Below are 16,994 nucleotides of genomic sequence, written 5' to 3'. Positions count from 1 at the left end.
CGGTGTCATGATGAAAAAAATTTTCTCTTTCTTATGTCTGTTCGTGGCGGCGGTTGCCGTGGGTTCGTGTTCTTCTGCAAAAGAAGAAAAAGGGGGTTCCGGAGCCGGGAATGCCGTGCTGGATAATATTTTAGAACGTAAAAGCGTGCGTGCTTACGAAAATCGGGAAGTGGAAAAGGAGAAGATAGACTGGATGCTTCGTGCCGGGATGGCTGCTCCTTCGGGCAGGGATATCCGTCCGTGGGAGTTTGTCGTGGTTTCCGAACGTGCCCGGCTGGATTCGATGGCTGCCGCGCTTCCCTATGCGAAGATGTTGGCGCAGGCGCAGCATGCCATTGTGGTTTGCGGTGATTCCGCCCGTTCGTCTTATTGGTATTTGGACTGTTCGGCTGCTGCCCAAAATATTCTTTTGGCTGCCGAGAGTCTGGGACTGGGAGCTGTATGGACGGCTGCCTATCCTTATGAGGAGCGTATGCAAGCGGTACGCAAATATACCGGCCTGCCTGGAAACATTCTTCCGCTTTGTGTCATTCCTTTCGGTTATCCGGCTGCCAAAGAGAACCCGAAACAGAAGTTTGACGAGAAAAAGATACATTATAATCAGTTTTAATAAACAAAAGTTTTGTCTTTTCAATAAATTCCTTACATTTGCGCAGATAATTAAAATCTAATGCGCAAATGTTTGGAATAGACGACCCTTTCATTATTCTCCCTTACCTGCTTTCCGTGGCATGTGTAATTTTTGCCGCGTGGTTCGGGCTGAAATATTGGAATAAGGACGATGAAAAAGACAAAACTCAATGAATACATTCACACTCGGTCTGATTGTGATAGCTTATCTGCTGTCACTTGCTTATCTCGGTTTCTTAGGATATAAAAAGACGACGAGCGCCAGTGATTACCTGGTAGGCGGACGTCAGATGAATCCTGTCGTAATGGCGCTTTCTTATGGCGCTACTTTTATTTCCGCATCCGCTATCGTGGGGTTCGGAGGAGTGGCGGCCGCTTTCGGCATGGGTATCCAGTGGCTTTGTTTTCTCAATATGTTTGTCGGGGTCGTCATTGCTTTTATCTTTTTCGGCCTGCGTACCCGGCGTATGGGGGCGAAACTGAATGTCAGCACTTTCCCGCAATTGTTGGGACGCCATTTCCGCTCGCGTAATATACAGGTGTTTATCGCCGCCGTCATTTTCATCGGGATGCCTCTTTATGCCGCTGTGGTAATGAAAGGCGGGGCGGTGTTTATCGAACAGATTTTCCAGATTGATTTCAATGTCTCTTTGTTGATATTTACGTTGGTGATTGCTGCTTATGTAGTTGCCGGGGGGATGAAGGGGGTGATGTACACGGATGCTTTGCAGGCGGTTATCATGTTTGCCTGTATGTTGTTCCTGCTTTTTTCTTTGTACCGGGTGCTTGGCATGAATTTCACGGAGGCTAACGAGGAGTTGGCTGCTATCGCTCCTCTGGTTCCTGAGAAGTTCAAGGCGTTGGGGCATCAGGGATGGACTGCGATGCCGGTCACGGGTTCGCCGCAATGGTATTCGTTGGTTACTTCCCTTATTCTGGGCGTTGGGATAGGTTGTCTGGCACAGCCTCAACTGGTGGTCCGCTTTATGACTGTGGAGAGTAGCAAACAGTTGAACCGCGGTGTGTTTATCGGGTGTTTCTTCTTGATTATAACGGTAGGGGCTATTTATCATGCCGGGGCGTTGAGCAACCTTTTCTTCCTGAAAACGGAAGGGGCGGTCGCTACCGAAGTGGTGCAGGATATCGACAAGATTATCCCGTATTTTATCAACAAGGCGATGCCCGACTGGTTTGCCGCGCTTTTTATGTTGTGCATCCTTTCTGCCAGCATGTCTACGTTAAGTTCGCAGTTTCATACGATGGGCGCTTCGGTGGGGTCTGATATTTACGGCACTTATAAACCCCGTTCGCGGAGTAAGCTGACTAATGTGATTCGCTTGGGGGTATTGTTTTCTATTCTAGTCAGCTATGTTATTTGCTACATGTTGCCTCATGATATCATAGCCCGCGGGACTTCTATCTTTATGGGAATTTGTGCGGCGGCTTTCCTTCCCGCTTATTTCTGTGCTTTATATTGGAAGAGGGCTACCAGGCAAGGTGTCATGGCTAGTCTTTGGGTAGGGACAGTCGGCAGTTTGTTCGCTCTTGTGTTCCTCCACCAGAAGGAATCTGCGGCGTTGGGCATTTGTAAGGCGTTATTCGGGAGGGATGTGCTGATTACCGCTTATCCTTTTCCGGTGATTGACCCGATATTGTTCGCATTGCCTTTGTCTGTATCGGCTATTATCGGAATCAGCCTGCTGACTTGTCAGAGAAAGCGATAGGTTCCGGGAATGCCTGGGGATGTTTGCCTTGTAGGAGGGGACGGTGAATCCCGCTTGTTTTCCGTCGGAGGACGGAATAGGGACATTCAGTAAATAGTATAAAATTAGCCAACTAATTCATACTTAAAGTATTGCGAATTAGTTGGCTTTTTTGTATCTTTAGGTATTCCCCCGCAAACAAGGTTTGGTAGCCAAAACGGGGGAAATTCCCAAACCAAGATATGGCAAAGATACGAAATATTTCAGAAATTCACCCGACTTTGGGGTTTACAGAATTCGATATTCTGGAAAAATATCGCAAGAGTTTTAATGAGAGTGAGCTTGGCAGGCTTCATTCCGTATTTCCGGGAATAGGGGTATTACCGAAATGTTTCTTGGGGGATATTTTCTTTTATGTTTTGATTTTCTTTTTATAAGATTCGTAGCGCAACATAATGTCGCGGACGAAGTTGTAGGTTTCGATGCCGCGGAAATAACCGTTTTTGCAAACGGGGTCGGTGAAGTATTCTTCATTGCTTTTAAGCAGGATGAAGTTTTCTACATTGTCTTTCCATACTAATTTGTTCTTCCCGTATTTTTCGGCCAGTGCCATTGCGTCGTATATGTGTCCCAGTCCGGCATTGTATGATGCCAAAATAAAGTTGAGCCGTTCTTGCTTGTCGGAAATCATACCGAAGCTGCGGTCGGTCGCGGTAATGTATTTGACGGCTGCTTTGATGCTTTCTTCCGGGTTCTGCTCTTTGCCGGGAGGAACTCCCATCGCCCGTGCGGTAGCGGGCATTAACTGCATAAGGCCTTTTGCGCCGGCCCAGGAAACGGCTGTGGTGTCGAAATTGGATTCCGTATAGGCTAAGGAGGCGAGCATGCGCCAGTCCCATCCGATTTCTTCGGCGTATTTCTTGAATAAATCGTCGTAATGGGATATTTTCCCTTCTCTCAGTGAGAGGATAGGGGAGTGGGGCATCATTTTACTGTTTTCAAAGTAGCGTTTCATACTCGCTGTATAGGCGGGAGAGGTGATATTTTCCTGATGCCATTGGGTGACGGCGGCTGCCAGTTCGGGACTGTCTTTTCGGACAGCCCATGAAGAGCGCTGGTCGAAACTGACGGGCAGGCTGATGTCCAGATTGGGATAGTAGGTTTTGTTTAACTTCGCCAAATCGTTGTCCGCCACCGTGTATGGAATCTTACCCTGAGCTACTTGCGTAATCAGGTCTTCGGTAGTGATGCTGTCGTTTGCTACTTCGTGGATACGGATGCCTCCTCCCAGTTCATTGTTCAGGTTGACGAGGCGGTCATGGTATTTTCCCGGTTTTACATAGATGTCTTTTCCCACCAGTTCGGTTACGTCTTTTAAGATTTTCCGCTTCTCTTTTCCTTGTTGCACGATTACCTGATGGGTGATGATGTCTTCTCCGCAGTAGAGAATGCTGTCTTTCCATTCTTTGGTTATGGGAAGATTGTAGGCAATCATGTCTCCTTCGCCTGCCAGTAGTTTCCGGATTAGCTCGTCGGCATTGTCGGCTACTTCAATCCGGAGTTTTAATCCCAGGCTTTTGGCGAATTGCTCGCTGAGTTCATATTGGAATCCCATTTCCTGGCCGCGGTAATTAAAGTATGAGGTGGAGCTGTAGAGTGTCAGTACGACGAGTTCGCCGCTGTCTTTGATTTGCGGGAGGTCATGCACGGCTTCGTTCACTTTGCCGGGTTGTTGCTTCCGGCATCCGGACATGAAGCAGAACAGTATCAGGCATAAGGGGATAAGTAGGGTTCCGGCGCTTATCTTAGACTCTCTGTTTCCCATCATTCATCTTTCAAATGTTTCTTGATGTACATAGTCAGTATGTCAATCGCCACTTGGTTGTTGCCTCCTTCCGGCACGATGAGGTCGGCATAGCGTTTGCAGGGTTCGATAAATTGCAGGTGCATGGGTTTGAGGACCCGTGTGTAGCGTTCCATGACGGCTTCCGCCGTACGTCCCCGCTCAATCACGTCTCTTTGGATGACACGTATCAAGCGTTCGTCCGGGTCGGCATCTACGAATATTTTGAGGTCCATCATGTTGCGCAGTTTCTTGTCGCATAGGGCGAGGATTCCTTCGATGATGACTACTTCGCGGGGCTCGATATGGATTGTTTCGGGCTGGCGTGTGCATGTCAGGTAGGAATAAGTGGGCTGTTCGATGCTTTTTCCTTCTTTCAGCATCATGACATGTTTGGAGAGCAGGCTCCATTCGAAAGCGTCCGGATGGTCGAAGTTGATATTTTGACGTTCTTCGACCGGAACATGGCTGCTGTCTTTATAGTATGAGTCCTGCGGCAGCAATACGACCTCTCCTGCGGGGAGGCTTTCTATGATTTTTCGTACGACGGTAGTCTTTCCGGAACCGGTTCCGCCTGCTATTCCTATAATTAACATCTCTTTAAATGTATATTTGAACCAAATAGAGTATTTTTGCATTACTATTAATGTGGTAAACGCATTAACAAGACAAATATAGAAACAATTCATTAAAATAACAACGTAATGGTAAAACACATTGTATTATTTAAGTTAAAAGACGAGGTTTCAGAGGCAGAGAAACTGCAAGTCATGACTGATTTTAAGAAAGCGATAGAGGCGCTTCCTGCTAAAATCCCTGTGATTCGTAAGGTTGAGGTGGGTTTGAATATGAATCCGGAGGAGACTTGGAACATAGCTCTCTACAGCGAGTTTGATACTTTGGAAGACGTAAAGTATTATGCGACTCATCCTGAGCATGTTGCCGCCGGAAAGATTTTAGCTGCGGCAAAGGAAAGCCGTGCGTGTGTAGATTATGAATTATAACCCCAATTATAGAAAATGAAAAAATTAATTTCTTGTCTGCTTTTAAGTGTGGTGGCGTATGCACTGCAAGCGCAGATTAAAGAGCCGGTAAAGTTCAAGACTGAGTTGAACACTCTTTCGGACACGGAGGCGGAGATTGTATTTACGGCTGCCATTGACAAAGGGTGGCATGTGTATTCTACCGACCTTGGAGACGGTGGACCTATTTCCGCAACATTCAATGTGGATAAAAAAGCGGGGGTGGAACTTGTGGGAAAGTTGAAACCGGTCGGTAAGGAGATAGCTACTTTCGACAAACTGTTCGAGATGAAAGTGCGCTATTTTGAGAATTCTGCCAAGTTCGTCCAGAAGGTGAGATTCGCCGGAGGAGCTTATGAACTGGAGGGTTATCTTGAGTTCGGGGCTTGTAACGACGAGAGTTGCCTTCCTCCTACCGAGGTTCCGTTTGCATATTCCGGTGTGGCGAAAAAGGTGAATGCGGCTCCTGCCGGGCAGGAACAGCCGGCGGCAGAAAAAGCGGATAAGAAAGAAGCGGAAAAAAAGGTGGTGGCGGAAGCGGAGGTTCCGAAGGATTCCGCAGTTGCGGTGAAGCAGGGAGCGGAAGCTGCTGCGGCGGGTACTGCCGCAGACATTCAACCGGCTGTCGCTTCCGGCGAGCTTTGGAAACCGGTCATTAATGAGTTGCAGTCATTGGGTGAGGAACATACTCAGGAAGATATGTCTTGGATTTATATCTTCGTAACGGGTTTTCTGGGCGGATTGCTGGCGTTGTTTACACCGTGTGTGTGGCCGATTATACCGATGACGGTCAGTTTTTTCCTGAAACGTAGCAAGGACAGGAAGAAAGGGATTCGGGATGCGTGGACTTACGGCGCTTCTATCGTGGTGATTTATGTTGTATTGGGGTTGGCTATTACGTTGATTTTTGGCGCTAGCGCGTTGAATGCTTTATCTACCAATGCGGTCTTTAATATTCTTTTCTTCCTGATGTTGGTTGTTTTTGCCGCATCGTTTTTCGGGGCGTTCGAGATTACTTTGCCTTCGAAGTGGAGCAATGCGGTGGATAGCAAGGCGGAATCGACTACCGGATTATTGAGTATCTTTTTGATGGCGTTTACGCTTTCGCTGGTGTCTTTCTCTTGTACAGGTCCGATTATCGGCTTTTTGCTGGTGCAGGTGTCTACAACGGGTAGCGTGGTGGCTCCGGCAATCGGAATGTTGGGATTTGCCATTGCGTTGGCTTTGCCGTTCACTCTTTTTGCGTTGTTCCCGTCATGGTTGAAGTCTATGCCGAAATCGGGCGGATGGATGAATGTGATTAAGGTGACGCTGGGTTTCCTCGAACTGGCGTTTGCTCTCAAGTTTTTGTCGGTTGCCGATTTGGCTTACGGATGGAGATTGCTTGACCGCGAAACATTCCTTGCTTTATGGATTGTAATCTTTGCATTGCTCGGATTTTATCTGTTGGGTAAAATCAAGTTTCCGCATGATGATGACAGTAATAAGGTGGGGGTCACCCGTTTTTTCATGGCGCTTGTTTCTTTGGCGTTCGCTGTGTACATGGTTCCCGGTTTGTGGGGAGCGCCGTTGAAAGCGGTCAGCGCTTTTGCTCCGCCTATGCATACGCAGGACTTTAATCTGTATGAGAATGAGGTGCATCCTAAATTCAAGGATTACGAGTTGGGTATGGAATATGCCCGCCAGCAGGGTAAGCCGGTCATGATTGACTTTACCGGACATGGTTGTGTGAATTGCCGTAAGATGGAGGCTGCCGTGTGGACGGATTCAAAGGTGAGCGATATTATCAATAATGACTATGTGCTCATATCTTTATATGTGGATGATAAAGAGCCGCTTCCGGAACCTGTAAAGGTTGTGGAGAACGGAACGGAGCGTACATTGCGTACTGTCGGCGACAAATGGAGTTATTTGCAGCGCGTGAAGTTCGGCGCTAATGCCCAGCCTTTCTATGTGTTGTTGGATAATCAGGGCAGGCCGTTGAACAAGTCGTATGCTTACAACGAGGATATTCCTAAATATATTGACTTTCTACAAGTCGGACTGGAAAATTACGGGAAAGAGAAGTAATTTTCTTTCCGGATGTGTTGACGGCATAAAAAAGAAGATGGATTGTAGATTGTTTCCGAACGGAATCATTCGAATGCAAGTCTTTTTGCCGGAGCTGGCATTATTTATAAGAATGTCCGGCAGGTTAAGGTAAAAAGGAAACCGGTCTATTGAAGTGCCCCCAAAAAGTTTTGTATCTAACTTTTTGGGGGCACTTCACTTCCAGGCGGGTTGGTCCTGAAATGGATTTTATAAGCCGGAAATCTTACGGGTTGGAATCTTTGAAAAGAGAATTTCTTCGTTCTTATTCTATAATGTCTTGTGTCAGATAACATCTTGTGCCGGATTTAAACGGGAAGATTGTCATGTTCCGACTTGCAGGATATAAATAAGGCTGTCTCATTTATTTATGTTTGAAATGCTTCCTGGGAGTTGGATAACTTCTGAGAGGCATTGATTTTTATTCTGAGGCAGCTTTTTAATAGAATAGAATTGAAATGTGGATGGAATTACATCGGTACTTCCATCAGCAGAAGCCGTGTCCCTTTTGATATGCGTATCGGGAATGATTTCGTTTCCCAAATTCCGATACCGTCACGGTTGGAAAGCCGCTCTCCGGCGACTGTGATTTCTCCTTCAATGATGAAGATATAGGCTCCGTTTCCTTCCTGATGCATTTTGTATTCTACGGTTTTATCCATATCGAAGTTACCTATCGAGAACCATGCGTCTTGTTTGATGGAAGCGGGGGTTTTACCGTCCGGAGAGAGAATCAGCGACAATTCGTTTTGTTTCAGCAACGGGCGTATATCAAAATTGTTGTATTCGGGTTTGGTATTTTCAGCCCGTGGAAATACCCATATCTGCAGGAATTCCAATTGCTCTTTGTCACTTCCGTTATATTCGCTGTGATAGATACCATTGCCTGCACTCATAACCTGAATGTCACCGGGGGTAATTGTTTCCGTATTTTGTATGCTGTCACCGTGTCGCAGGTATCCTTTCAGGGGAATGGAAACGACTTCCATGTTTTTATGAGGATGTGTGTCAAATCCCATTGAGGGAGCTACACTGTCATCATTCAGTACTCGCAATGCTCCGAAATGAATTCTTTCCGGATTGTAATAGTTGGCGAAACTGAAGGTATGGTGAGTCTTGAGCCAGCCGTGGTTAAAATAGCCTCTTGAAGAAGCCCTGTCGATTACTTTTTTCATAATCTTCCTTTCTTTTTTATAATGATGCAGTACATTTGGTTTGCACTGTTATAGTGGATAACAATTGAAAGGAGTGCAAAGTTCACAAGAGGCTATTTCCCGACGAATGTGGAGGTGGCATTTTCAATGGTGTTTTTCGTATCTTGTTTTAAACCCTATGTTCTTATATTCCGGTTGTTTGTTTATGATTCTTTTTATAGAACTCTTTTATTCTTTTTTGATAGTAGGAGTTTTCTGAAATAACACGATTCTTTTTTCGAGATTATTTCGTTATCAAGCATTTTCTTTGCTAGAGATAATTTCCTATCTTTGCGACTTTAACCTGATAATCAATGAGTAGAATATTGTTAAACACTAGGACCTGGCTACTTATGCTGTTGCTTGGAATGTCTTTTTCCGTACAAGCGCAGAGTGGCGATTTTAATACATGGACGAAATTCAAGGTAAAACATAAAATTGATTCCCGCTTTTCGGTTTCAAGCGATTTGGAATTGCGAATGAAGGATGATGTCAGGCGGTTGGATCGTTGGGGAATCGGTATTGGGGGAAGTTACCGGCCCTGTTCTTTTCTGGATTTGGGGATTGGATATGAAACTCATCTTCGGTCGGATAATTCGGACTGGAAATTCAGACATCGTTATCATATAAATGTCACTGCCAGTGTTCGCTATCAGTGGTTGAGGGTGTCTTTAAGGGAAAGGTTTCAACAAACTTTTGATTGCGGCAATCCTGAGACTCGTTTACGTTCCCGCCTGAAATTATCCTATGTCCCTGCGAAAGGGGTTGTTTCGCCTTATTTCCTTATTGAACTCTATCAAAGCCTGGATGATGCCTCTTTCTGGAGGGCCGACCGTATGCGTTATCGGCCGGGGATAGAGATTGCTTTAGCTGAATCCTGGTCGCTGGAAGTATTCTACTGCTATCAATATGCGTCTTCGCAAGGCAGGCATATTGCAGGAATAGAGGTAGGTTATTCTTTTTGAAATGAAGGAGGGTATCTGGTATAATAATGTATAGTTTAAAATGCCTTACTGTTGTAGGTGAAATGTAAACGGTTGATTCGTTGTCGTTTATGTAAAATATGGATTTTTCTTACTGAAAATATTTTTTATGTTGATTATAATGTTTACTTTCGCCTCTGCATTTCAAACTGGAATGTTGGAAATTTAGGGCTTTACAGTAACAGCAGACGTGTTGTATAGTTTCTCATAACCGAAAGTGAATACTTCCTTTTATGGCATTCTTTCTGTTCAATCGAAATTTCATCTTAAAACTAATAAGAAAAAAAATGAAAACACGCTATAACCTGTTTGCAGGAATAGGTTTATTTGTTCTTGGTTCCATCTTGTTAATAGCTTGTGTGAACCATATTTCGGAGGAAGATGAAGCAACAACCGATGATGGGAATATTCCGTTGAAATTTATTGCAAACATTCATGAGTTGTCTAATACCCGTATGACGAATAATAAATTTGAGGTGGGGGATGAAGTGGGATTGTTTGCGCTTGCAGGTTCTACCACAATGCAGGAAGAACGTTATGTGGATAATCTTCATTTTGTTTGTTCTTCCGGAGATGAATTTTCATCGGATGAGTCGGTCTTTTATCCGGATGATGGCGTGACTCTTACTTTAATCAGTTATTATCCTTATCGGCAGGAGGGGGTGGCGATGGGAGAAAGTACGATGCAGGTGACTGTTGCGACAAGTCAGGATACACAAATTGATTATTCCCGTTCTGACTTTCTGGTTGCTTTCAAAGAAGATGTATCTGCCAGTAAAACAGCAGTGGATTTGACTTATAATCATAAATTTTTTCGTTTAAAGGTCGCATTGGTTCCCGGTAAGGATGAAGATGCAGAAGCTATGCTGGCTGCCAAACCTGTGCTTTCGGTAAGCGGGTTTTATACAAAGGTGATGTATGATTTTCAAGAAAAGACTTTTTTGAGCTATTCCACGGAGAAAGATATTGTTCCTGCAGGGGAATGGAGCGAACAGGCCGGCCGGCTGGTCGGAAAAGAACTTATCCTGATACCGCAGGAAACGACTGAGGGATACCAGTATATCACTTTGGAGGCCGGTGGCAAGACATATACGAGCCTGTTGCCTTCCGGTTTACACTTGCAGAGCGGCAAACAAAGGGAATTGGAGATAACCTTTGTCGCAACCGAAGATGTTTTAATGAGTCAGGTCAGCGGAGGAATTGATGACTGGGAAGGAACCGATGTCGATCATGTTATGTCGGAAATACTTCATAAATATGTGGATGTATCGAAGTTGACTTTCGAGAAGTCGAATGTTTGTAGGGTTTTGAACCGGGGTAAACAAGTTGCGGAAATATGTAAGGAGTATTTAGTTACTCCGAACTTTTCTTCTCAGGCTATCGTTGCCTATCCGATGACAGAGGATAACGTCGCCGATTTGAGCCGGGGGACGGTTGTTCAACTTTTGGCACAATCCGGAAAAGTGCATGGTGGGAGTGTATCCTGGGATGCGGTGAATCATTCGCTGACTTATATTCCCGGCACCTTGCCGGTGCGTAAAAACGTTTATGTATTGGCTGACGGAGAACTGTCTTTGTCGGTAACTGCGGCGGATGATGTATTGCCGGTGATGGCGTTGGACGATGTCGTCCGGGATGTACGCGGGGGAATGATTCACAATTACCCGGTGGTAAAAATCGGGACGCAGTATTGGATGAGGGATAATCTGGAGGCGTCTTTAGATATGTCCGGTGCTGAAATTCCCAGGTTGGCCGCTGTTACTGAAAATGTGGCGGGATGTTTGAAATCTGTTACGGGGAATTATTTTTATATGGCTGCTACGGCGTTGTCTCCGGATTTGTTGCCGGTTCGTTGGAACCTTCCGAATTGGGAAGACTGGGATATTCTGAAAGCTTATCTGAAGGAGGATGCTTCTTTGTTGAAATCGGGGACCTGGTTGCCTATGAAATCCGAGGAGATAGTACAGCCTGCAAATAATTTATCCGGATTTAACGGGCTTCCTGTGGGAATGTATGTGGGTACTTTCCAATCTGATTATGAGGGTAAATATTTGTCATATTGGACCGTGAATGATACAAATGCAGAGATTGACGCAAAAGTTTTCTACCTGAACAGCGGGCTGAATACAGTGGAGAAATCCAATACAAGTGTTAATACGAAAGCTTTTGCTATCCGCTGCATTCGAAAGTAAACCGTTGGAAATGTTTCTTCTTTTTCATATTTTGCCTATATTTGGGGAATGAAATAAAACTAACAGATAGTCATTATGAAAAAGATAATAAATCCCTGGAAAGGCCTGGAAGGATATAACTGTTTCGGTTGTGCTCCTGATAATGAAGCCGGAGTGAGAATGGAATTTTATGAAGACGGTGATGAAATTGTGAGTGTATGGAAACCCCGTCCCGAATATCAGGGATGGATTGACACCCTGCATGGGGGGATTCAGGCTGTTCTGCTTGATGAAATCTGCGCATGGACTGTGCTTCGTAAATTGCAGACAACGGGAGTGACTTCCAAGATGGAGACCCGTTACCGGAAATCGGTTGATACGAAAGATTCCCATGTCGTATTGCGTGCTTCCATTAAGGAAATCAAGAGAAATATTGCCATTATTGAGGCCAGACTGTATAATAAGGATGGAGAACTGTGTACGGAAGCTGTCTGCACTTATTTTACTTTCTCGCAGGAAAAGGCGAAAAATGAAATGCACTTTTTGCATTGCGATGTAGAACCGGAAGAGATTCTGCCTTTAATTTGAAATGAAAACTTAAATTTTTGTGATAAATATTTGGCAGTATGAGACAAATACTTTACTTTTGTCGCAAAATAAAAAATATATGAAATATACAGCTACACATCATCATCATCATTTTCCTAACGAATGACTCGGTGGGCGTGGATGATATTGTGTATTCTTTATATAACGATAACGAAGGCTTGCCGAATACGGTAAGCCTTTTTTATTTCAAAGAGATGAATCTTTGAGAAGCGTGGACGGGTAGTGGGCGGATGATTGTAAATGGTAAACAAATAATAATTAGTAATTAAATAATAAGAGCATGTTAAGAATTGCAGTACAAGCCAAAGGACGTCTTTTTGAAGAGACGATGGCACTTTTAGAAGAGTCGGACATTAAGTTAAGCACTACTAAACGTACTTTGTTGGTGCAGTCTTCAAATTTTCCCATCGAGGTATTATTTCTTCGTGACGATGACATCCCGCAGACGGTGGCTACCGGTGTGGCGGATTTGGGGATTGTCGGTGAGAATGAGTTTATGGAAAAGCAGGAAGATGCTGAAATCATTAAACGTCTGGGTTTCAGCAAATGCCGTTTGTCATTGGCTATGCCCAAAGATATTGATTATCCCGGTTTGTCATGGTTTAACGGGAAGAAGATAGCGACGTCTTATCCGGTGATTCTACGTAACTTCTTAAAAAATAACGGTGTGGATGCGGAAATACATGTTATAACCGGTTCGGTGGAGGTCTCTCCGGGTATTGGACTGGCGGATGCTATTTTTGATATTGTAAGTTCTGGTTCCACATTAGTCAGTAACCGTTTGAAAGAGGTGGAAGTGGTGATGAAATCCGAAGCCCTGCTGATTGGCAATAAAGAATTGAGTGACGAGAAGAAAGAAGTGTTGGAAGAGCTGTTGTTCCGTATGGATGCGGTGAAGACGGCGGAAGATAAGAAATACGTGCTGATGAATGCTCCGAAAGATAAGCTGGAAGAGATAATAGCCGTGTTGCCGGGTATGAAGAGCCCTACCATTATGCCATTGGCGCAGGAAGGGTGGTGTTCGGTTCATACGGTGCTTGACGAAAAACGTTTCTGGGAGATTATCGGAAAGTTGAAAGGATTGGGTGCGGAAGGTATTCTGGTGCTGCCTATAGAAAAAATGATTGTGTAATCCGGAAAGATGGATAATCTTATATAAATCCGTGTAATCTGTGGTAAAAAATGAAATTGATTAAATATCCTTCAAAAGAACAATGGGCCGGGTTGCTGAAACGGCCGGCACTGAATACGGAAAGTCTGTTTGATACTGTCCGTTCCATTATAGATAAGGTGAAAGCGGAGGGTGATAAGGCCGTGCTTGAGTATGAGGCTGCATTTGATAGAGTTGTTTTGTCCTCGCTTGCCGTAACTCCGGAAGAGATAAAAGCTGCCGGGACATTGGTCAGTGACGAGTTGAAATCGGCGATTTCTTTGGCTAAACAGAATATTGAAACCTTCCATTCCTCACAACGTTTTGTCGGGAAGAAGGTCGGGACGATGAAAGGGGTAACCTGCTGGCAGAAAGCTGTCGGCATTGAGAAGGTCGGACTGTATATTCCCGGAGGGACAGCGCCGCTTTTTTCGACTGTACTGATGTTGGCTGTTCCTGCTAAAATAGCCGGGTGTAAGGAAATCGTGCTTTGTACTCCGCCGGATAGGGAAGGGAATATTCATCCGGCTATTCTGTTTGCCGCCCAATTGGCGGGAGTGAGTAAGATTTTTAAAGCGGGAGGCGTGCAGGCCATTGCCGCTATGGCTTATGGAACGCAGAGTGTGCCTAAAGTCTATAAGATTTTCGGTCCCGGCAATCAGTATGTGACGGCCGCCAAACAACTGGTTAGTTTGCGTGATGTGGCGATTGACATGCCGGCTGGTCCTTCGGAGGTGGAAGTGTTGGCTGATGCTTCGGCAAATCCGGTTTTTGTAGCGGCAGATTTGCTGTCGCAGGCGGAACACGGCGTAGACAGTCAGGCTGTATTGGTGACGACTTCAGAGAAACTTCAGACGGAAGTGATGACGGAGGTGGAACGGCAACTGGCGGAGTTACCCCGGCGGGAGATTGCTGCAAAGTCTTTGGAGAATAGTAAGCTGATTCTGGTTAAAGATTTGGATGAAGCGGTTGAACTTACCAATGAATATGCTCCCGAACACCTGATAATAGAAACGAAAAACTACCTGGAGGTTGCCGAACGTATCGTTAATGCCGGTTCTGTTTTCTTAGGAGCCCTGACTCCCGAAAGCGCGGGCGATTATGCTTCCGGAACCAATCATACTTTGCCGACTAACGGTTATGCTAAGGCATACAGCGGCGTAAGTCTAGACAGTTTCATTCGTAAGATTACATTCCAGGAGATTCTTCCGGAAGGAATAACGGCAATCGGACCGGCTATTGAAGAAATGGCAGCCAATGAACATTTGGATGCGCATAAAAATGCCGTTACGGTCCGTTTGAAAAGCTTGGTTTGAATAATTGGCATGAAACGCGGACAGAGGCCGGTTTCCGATTGGCTTTACCGGAAATCCATGTCAATCCGCGTTTCAAAAAAATAAATGATAAAGATGAAAACATTACAAGAATTGACCCGGCCGAATATCTGGAAGTTGAAACCTTATTCTTCGGCTCGTGATGAATATAAGGGAGTTACGGCTTCTGTTTTTCTGGATGCGAATGAAAATCCGTATAATACGCCTCACAATCGTTATCCGGACCCGATGCAGTGTGAATTGAAGTCATTGCTGTCAAAAATCAAAAAAGTATCTTCCGAACATATTTTTCTGGGGAATGGGAGCGATGAGGCCATTGACCTTGTTTTTCGGGCTTTCTGTGAACCGGGAAAAGACAATGTCGTAGCGATTGACCCGACTTACGGCATGTATCAGGTTTGTGCGGATGTGAATGACGTGGAATACCGGAAGGTGTTGTTGGACGGACAGTTCCAGTTCTCGGCTGACAAATTGCTGGCGGCCGCGGATGAATATACTAAATTGATTTTTCTTTGTTCGCCTAATAACCCGACGGGAAACGACCTGCTTCGTTCTGAAATAGAAAAGGTGCTTTGCGGGTTTGAAGGGCTGGTGGTGCTTGATGAGGCTTACAATGATTTTTCCGATGCTCCCTCTTTCCTCGAAGAACTGGATAAATATCCGAACCTTGTCGTATTTCAGACATTCTCCAAAGCGTGGGGATGTGCCGCAATCCGTTTGGGAATGGCTTTTGCATCAACGGAAATAATAGGTATTCTGAATAAGATAAAGTATCCTTATAATGTCAATCAGTTGACCCAGCAACAGGCAATTTCCATGTTACACCGATATTATGAGATAGAACGTTGGGTAAAGACGTTGAAGGAAGAACGCGAATATTTGGAAAAAGAGTTTGAAAAGCTGCCTTGCACAGTTCGGTTGTTTCCGTCCGATGCGAATTTTTTCCTGGCTAAAGTAACGGATGCCGTGAAAATCTATAATTATCTGGTGGGTGAAGGAATCATTGTCCGCAATCGTCATTCGGTTTCGCTTTGCTGCAATTGCTTGCGTGTCACGGTAGGTACGCGGGTAGAGAATAACGTTTTGCTGGAGGCGCTTAAAAAATATGAGGGATAGGCATGTATGAAAAAGAAAGTTTTGTTTATTGACAGAGACGGGACATTGGTAATTGAACCGCCCGTCGATTATCAGTTGGATTCTTTGGAGAAATTGGAATTTTATCCGAAGGTGTTCCGTAATTTGAGTTTTATCCGTAGCAAGCTTGATTTTGAGTTTGTCATGGTTACGAACCAGGACGGCTTAGGAACTTCGTCTTTCCCGGAAGAAACGTTCTGGCCTGCCCATAATCTGATGTTGAAGACATTGGCGGGAGAGGGGATTGTTTTTGACGATATACTGATAGACCGTAGTTTTCCCGAAGAAAATGCGCCGACTCGCAAGCCGCGTACCGGAATGTTGGCGAAATATATCGATAATCCGGATTATGACCTTGCCGGGAGTTTTGTGATTGGTGACCGTCCTACGGATGTGGAACTTGCCCGGAATCTGGGGTGTCGTGCGATTTATTTGCAGGATTCATCTGAAAGTCTAAAGGAAAAGGGGCTGGAGGGTGTTTGTGCGCTTGCAACCACCGACTGGGACCAAATCGCTGAATTCCTTTTTGCCGGTGAACGGAAAGCGGAAGTTCGCCGTACAACAAAAGAGACCGATATTCACGTGGTTTTGAATTTGGACGGAAACGGTGCTTGCGATATTTCCACCGGTCTCGGTTTTTTCGACCACATGCTCGAACAAATCGGCAAACATTCCGGTATGGATTTGGTGATTCATGTAAAGGGAGACTTGGAGGTCGATGAGCATCATACTATTGAGGATACCGCCATTGCTTTGGGAGAATGTATTTATCAGGCATTGGGAAATAAACGGGGCATTGAGCGTTATGGTTATGCTTTACCTATGGACGACTGCCTTTGTCAGGTTTGTCTGGATTTCGGAGGACGTCCCTGGCTGGTGTGGGATGCGGAATTTAAAAGAGAGAAAATCGGGGAGATGCCTACTGAAATGTTCCTTCATTTCTTCAAGTCATTGAGTGATTCGGCGAAAATGAATCTGAATATCAAGGCGAAAGGGCAGAATGAACATCATAAAATAGAAGGAATCTTTAAAGCTTTGGCACGTGCTTTGAAGATGGCGGTCAAAAGGGATATTTATCATTTTGAGCTTCCTTCCAGTAAAGGGATTCTTTGATTGCTAAACAATGGTATAGGT

Annotated in this window: 15 protein-coding genes; 12 read left to right on the top strand and 3 right to left on the bottom strand. The window is 45.0% G+C overall.

The features are described from left to right. The first annotated feature begins 10 nt into the window (after nt 1-10). The 3 genes from Q5076_RS02585 to Q5076_RS02575 all read left to right on the top strand — a co-directional run bounded on the left by Q5076_RS02585 (nt 11) and on the right by Q5076_RS02575 (nt 2,354). A complete protein-coding gene (locus Q5076_RS02585; protein ID WP_303010725.1) occupies nt 11-610 on the top strand; it encodes a nitroreductase family protein in 600 nt (199 codons plus the stop codon). A 68-nt stretch (nt 611-678) separates the two neighbouring features. Beyond that, on the top strand, nt 679-804 hold the full coding sequence (locus Q5076_RS02580) for a symporter small accessory protein (RefSeq protein ID WP_303010672.1): 126 nt from the start codon (nt 679-681) through the stop codon (nt 802-804). Continuing rightward, nucleotides 801-2,354 carry a sodium:solute symporter family protein gene (locus Q5076_RS02575; RefSeq protein ID WP_303010671.1) on the top strand — a complete coding sequence of 518 codons (1,554 nt, stop codon included), beginning with the start codon at nt 801-803 and terminating at the stop codon, nt 2,352-2,354. Before Q5076_RS02580 ends, Q5076_RS02575 begins: the two co-directional genes overlap by 4 nt. A 391-nt stretch (nt 2,355-2,745) precedes the next feature. On the opposite strand, the gene Q5076_RS02570 is transcribed toward Q5076_RS02575, so the two are convergent. Both Q5076_RS02570 and udk read right to left on the bottom strand, forming a co-directional pair. Then, the gene (locus Q5076_RS02570; protein ID WP_303010724.1) at nt 2,746-4,158 is read right to left on the bottom strand and encodes a transporter substrate-binding domain-containing protein; all 1,413 of its coding nucleotides are present in this window, start codon (nt 4,156-4,158) and stop codon (nt 2,746-2,748) included. Beyond that, nucleotides 4,158-4,772: a uridine kinase gene (udk, locus tag Q5076_RS02565; RefSeq protein ID WP_303010670.1), complete on the bottom strand. Its 615-nt coding sequence runs from the start codon at nt 4,770-4,772 to the stop codon at nt 4,158-4,160. The genes Q5076_RS02570 and udk overlap by 1 nt, the downstream gene beginning before the upstream one ends. Nucleotides 4,773-4,880: 108 nt before the next feature. On the opposite strand from udk, the gene Q5076_RS02560 reads away from it, so the two are divergent. Further along, the gene (locus Q5076_RS02560) at nt 4,881-5,180 is read left to right on the top strand and encodes a Dabb family protein (RefSeq protein ID WP_303010669.1); all 300 of its coding nucleotides are present in this window, start codon (nt 4,881-4,883) and stop codon (nt 5,178-5,180) included. A gap of 15 nt (nt 5,181-5,195) precedes the next feature. Continuing rightward, entirely contained in the window at nt 5,196-7,268 is a 2,073-nt protein-coding gene (locus Q5076_RS02555; RefSeq protein WP_303010668.1) for a cytochrome c biogenesis protein CcdA, read from the top strand. A 488-nt stretch (nt 7,269-7,756) separates the two neighbouring features. On the opposite strand, the gene Q5076_RS02550 is transcribed toward Q5076_RS02555, so the two are convergent. After that, a complete protein-coding gene (locus Q5076_RS02550; protein WP_303010667.1) occupies nt 7,757-8,461 on the bottom strand; it encodes a pirin family protein in 705 nt (234 codons plus the stop codon). A gap of 332 nt (nt 8,462-8,793) precedes the next feature. Between Q5076_RS02550 and Q5076_RS02545 the strand changes: the two genes are divergently transcribed. The 7 genes from Q5076_RS02545 to hisB all read left to right on the top strand — a co-directional run bounded on the left by Q5076_RS02545 (nt 8,794) and on the right by hisB (nt 16,973). Further along, a complete protein-coding gene (locus tag Q5076_RS02545) occupies nt 8,794-9,444 on the top strand; it encodes a DUF2490 domain-containing protein (RefSeq protein ID WP_303010666.1) in 651 nt (216 codons plus the stop codon). Between the two features lie 305 nt (nt 9,445-9,749). After that, nucleotides 9,750-11,654, top strand: a complete 1,905-nt coding sequence (locus Q5076_RS02540) for a fimbrillin family protein (protein WP_303010665.1) — start codon at nt 9,750-9,752, stop codon at nt 11,652-11,654. A 75-nt stretch (nt 11,655-11,729) separates the two neighbouring features. Further along, nucleotides 11,730-12,221 (top strand): PaaI family thioesterase, encoded by a 492-nt coding sequence (locus Q5076_RS02535; RefSeq protein ID WP_303010664.1) that lies wholly within the window; start codon nt 11,730-11,732, stop codon nt 12,219-12,221. 301 nt (nt 12,222-12,522) lie between these two features. Further along, the gene (gene hisG / locus Q5076_RS02530) at nt 12,523-13,374 is read left to right on the top strand and encodes an ATP phosphoribosyltransferase (protein ID WP_303010663.1); all 852 of its coding nucleotides are present in this window, start codon (nt 12,523-12,525) and stop codon (nt 13,372-13,374) included. Nucleotides 13,375-13,424: 50 nt separating this feature from the next. Continuing rightward, nucleotides 13,425-14,708, top strand: coding sequence for a histidinol dehydrogenase (hisD, locus tag Q5076_RS02525; RefSeq protein WP_303010662.1), 1,284 nt, complete (start codon nt 13,425-13,427; stop codon nt 14,706-14,708). A 93-nt stretch (nt 14,709-14,801) separates the two neighbouring features. Then, nucleotides 14,802-15,842 carry a histidinol-phosphate transaminase gene (hisC, locus tag Q5076_RS02520; protein ID WP_303010661.1) on the top strand — a complete coding sequence of 347 codons (1,041 nt, stop codon included), beginning with the start codon at nt 14,802-14,804 and terminating at the stop codon, nt 15,840-15,842. A gap of 6 nt (nt 15,843-15,848) precedes the next feature. After that, nucleotides 15,849-16,973: a bifunctional histidinol-phosphatase/imidazoleglycerol-phosphate dehydratase HisB gene (hisB, locus tag Q5076_RS02515; RefSeq protein WP_303010660.1), complete on the top strand. Its 1,125-nt coding sequence runs from the start codon at nt 15,849-15,851 to the stop codon at nt 16,971-16,973. The last annotated feature ends 21 nt before the right edge of the window (nt 16,974-16,994 follow it).

This window comes from uncultured Bacteroides sp. (assembly GCF_958445495.1).
Lineage (GTDB): Bacteria > Bacteroidota > Bacteroidia > Bacteroidales > Bacteroidaceae > Bacteroides.
This window is presented reverse-complemented; position numbering and strand designations above follow the sequence as displayed.

What these genes read in the sequence shown, in the direction of transcription:
- Q5076_RS02585 (WP_303010725.1), top strand. Translation starts at nt 11, where the DNA reads ATGAAAAAAATTTTCTCTTTCTTATGTCTGTTCGTGGCGGCGGTTGCC.
- Q5076_RS02580 (WP_303010672.1), top strand. Translation starts at nt 679, where the DNA reads ATGTTTGGAATAGACGACCCTTTCATTATTCTCCCTTACCTGCTTTCC.
- Q5076_RS02575 (WP_303010671.1), top strand. Translation starts at nt 801, where the DNA reads ATGAATACATTCACACTCGGTCTGATTGTGATAGCTTATCTGCTGTCA.
- Q5076_RS02570 (WP_303010724.1), bottom strand. Translation starts at nt 4,158, where the DNA reads ATGGGAAACAGAGAGTCTAAGATAAGCGCCGGAACCCTACTTATCCCC.
- udk (WP_303010670.1), bottom strand. Translation starts at nt 4,772, where the DNA reads ATGTTAATTATAGGAATAGCAGGCGGAACCGGTTCCGGAAAGACTACC.
- Q5076_RS02560 (WP_303010669.1), top strand. Translation starts at nt 4,881, where the DNA reads ATGGTAAAACACATTGTATTATTTAAGTTAAAAGACGAGGTTTCAGAG.
- Q5076_RS02555 (WP_303010668.1), top strand. Translation starts at nt 5,196, where the DNA reads ATGAAAAAATTAATTTCTTGTCTGCTTTTAAGTGTGGTGGCGTATGCA.
- Q5076_RS02550 (WP_303010667.1), bottom strand. Translation starts at nt 8,461, where the DNA reads ATGAAAAAAGTAATCGACAGGGCTTCTTCAAGAGGCTATTTTAACCAC.
- Q5076_RS02545 (WP_303010666.1), top strand. Translation starts at nt 8,794, where the DNA reads ATGAGTAGAATATTGTTAAACACTAGGACCTGGCTACTTATGCTGTTG.
- Q5076_RS02540 (WP_303010665.1), top strand. Translation starts at nt 9,750, where the DNA reads ATGAAAACACGCTATAACCTGTTTGCAGGAATAGGTTTATTTGTTCTT.
- Q5076_RS02535 (WP_303010664.1), top strand. Translation starts at nt 11,730, where the DNA reads ATGAAAAAGATAATAAATCCCTGGAAAGGCCTGGAAGGATATAACTGT.
- hisG (WP_303010663.1), top strand. Translation starts at nt 12,523, where the DNA reads ATGTTAAGAATTGCAGTACAAGCCAAAGGACGTCTTTTTGAAGAGACG.
- hisD (WP_303010662.1), top strand. Translation starts at nt 13,425, where the DNA reads ATGAAATTGATTAAATATCCTTCAAAAGAACAATGGGCCGGGTTGCTG.
- hisC (WP_303010661.1), top strand. Translation starts at nt 14,802, where the DNA reads ATGAAAACATTACAAGAATTGACCCGGCCGAATATCTGGAAGTTGAAA.
- hisB (WP_303010660.1), top strand. Translation starts at nt 15,849, where the DNA reads ATGAAAAAGAAAGTTTTGTTTATTGACAGAGACGGGACATTGGTAATT.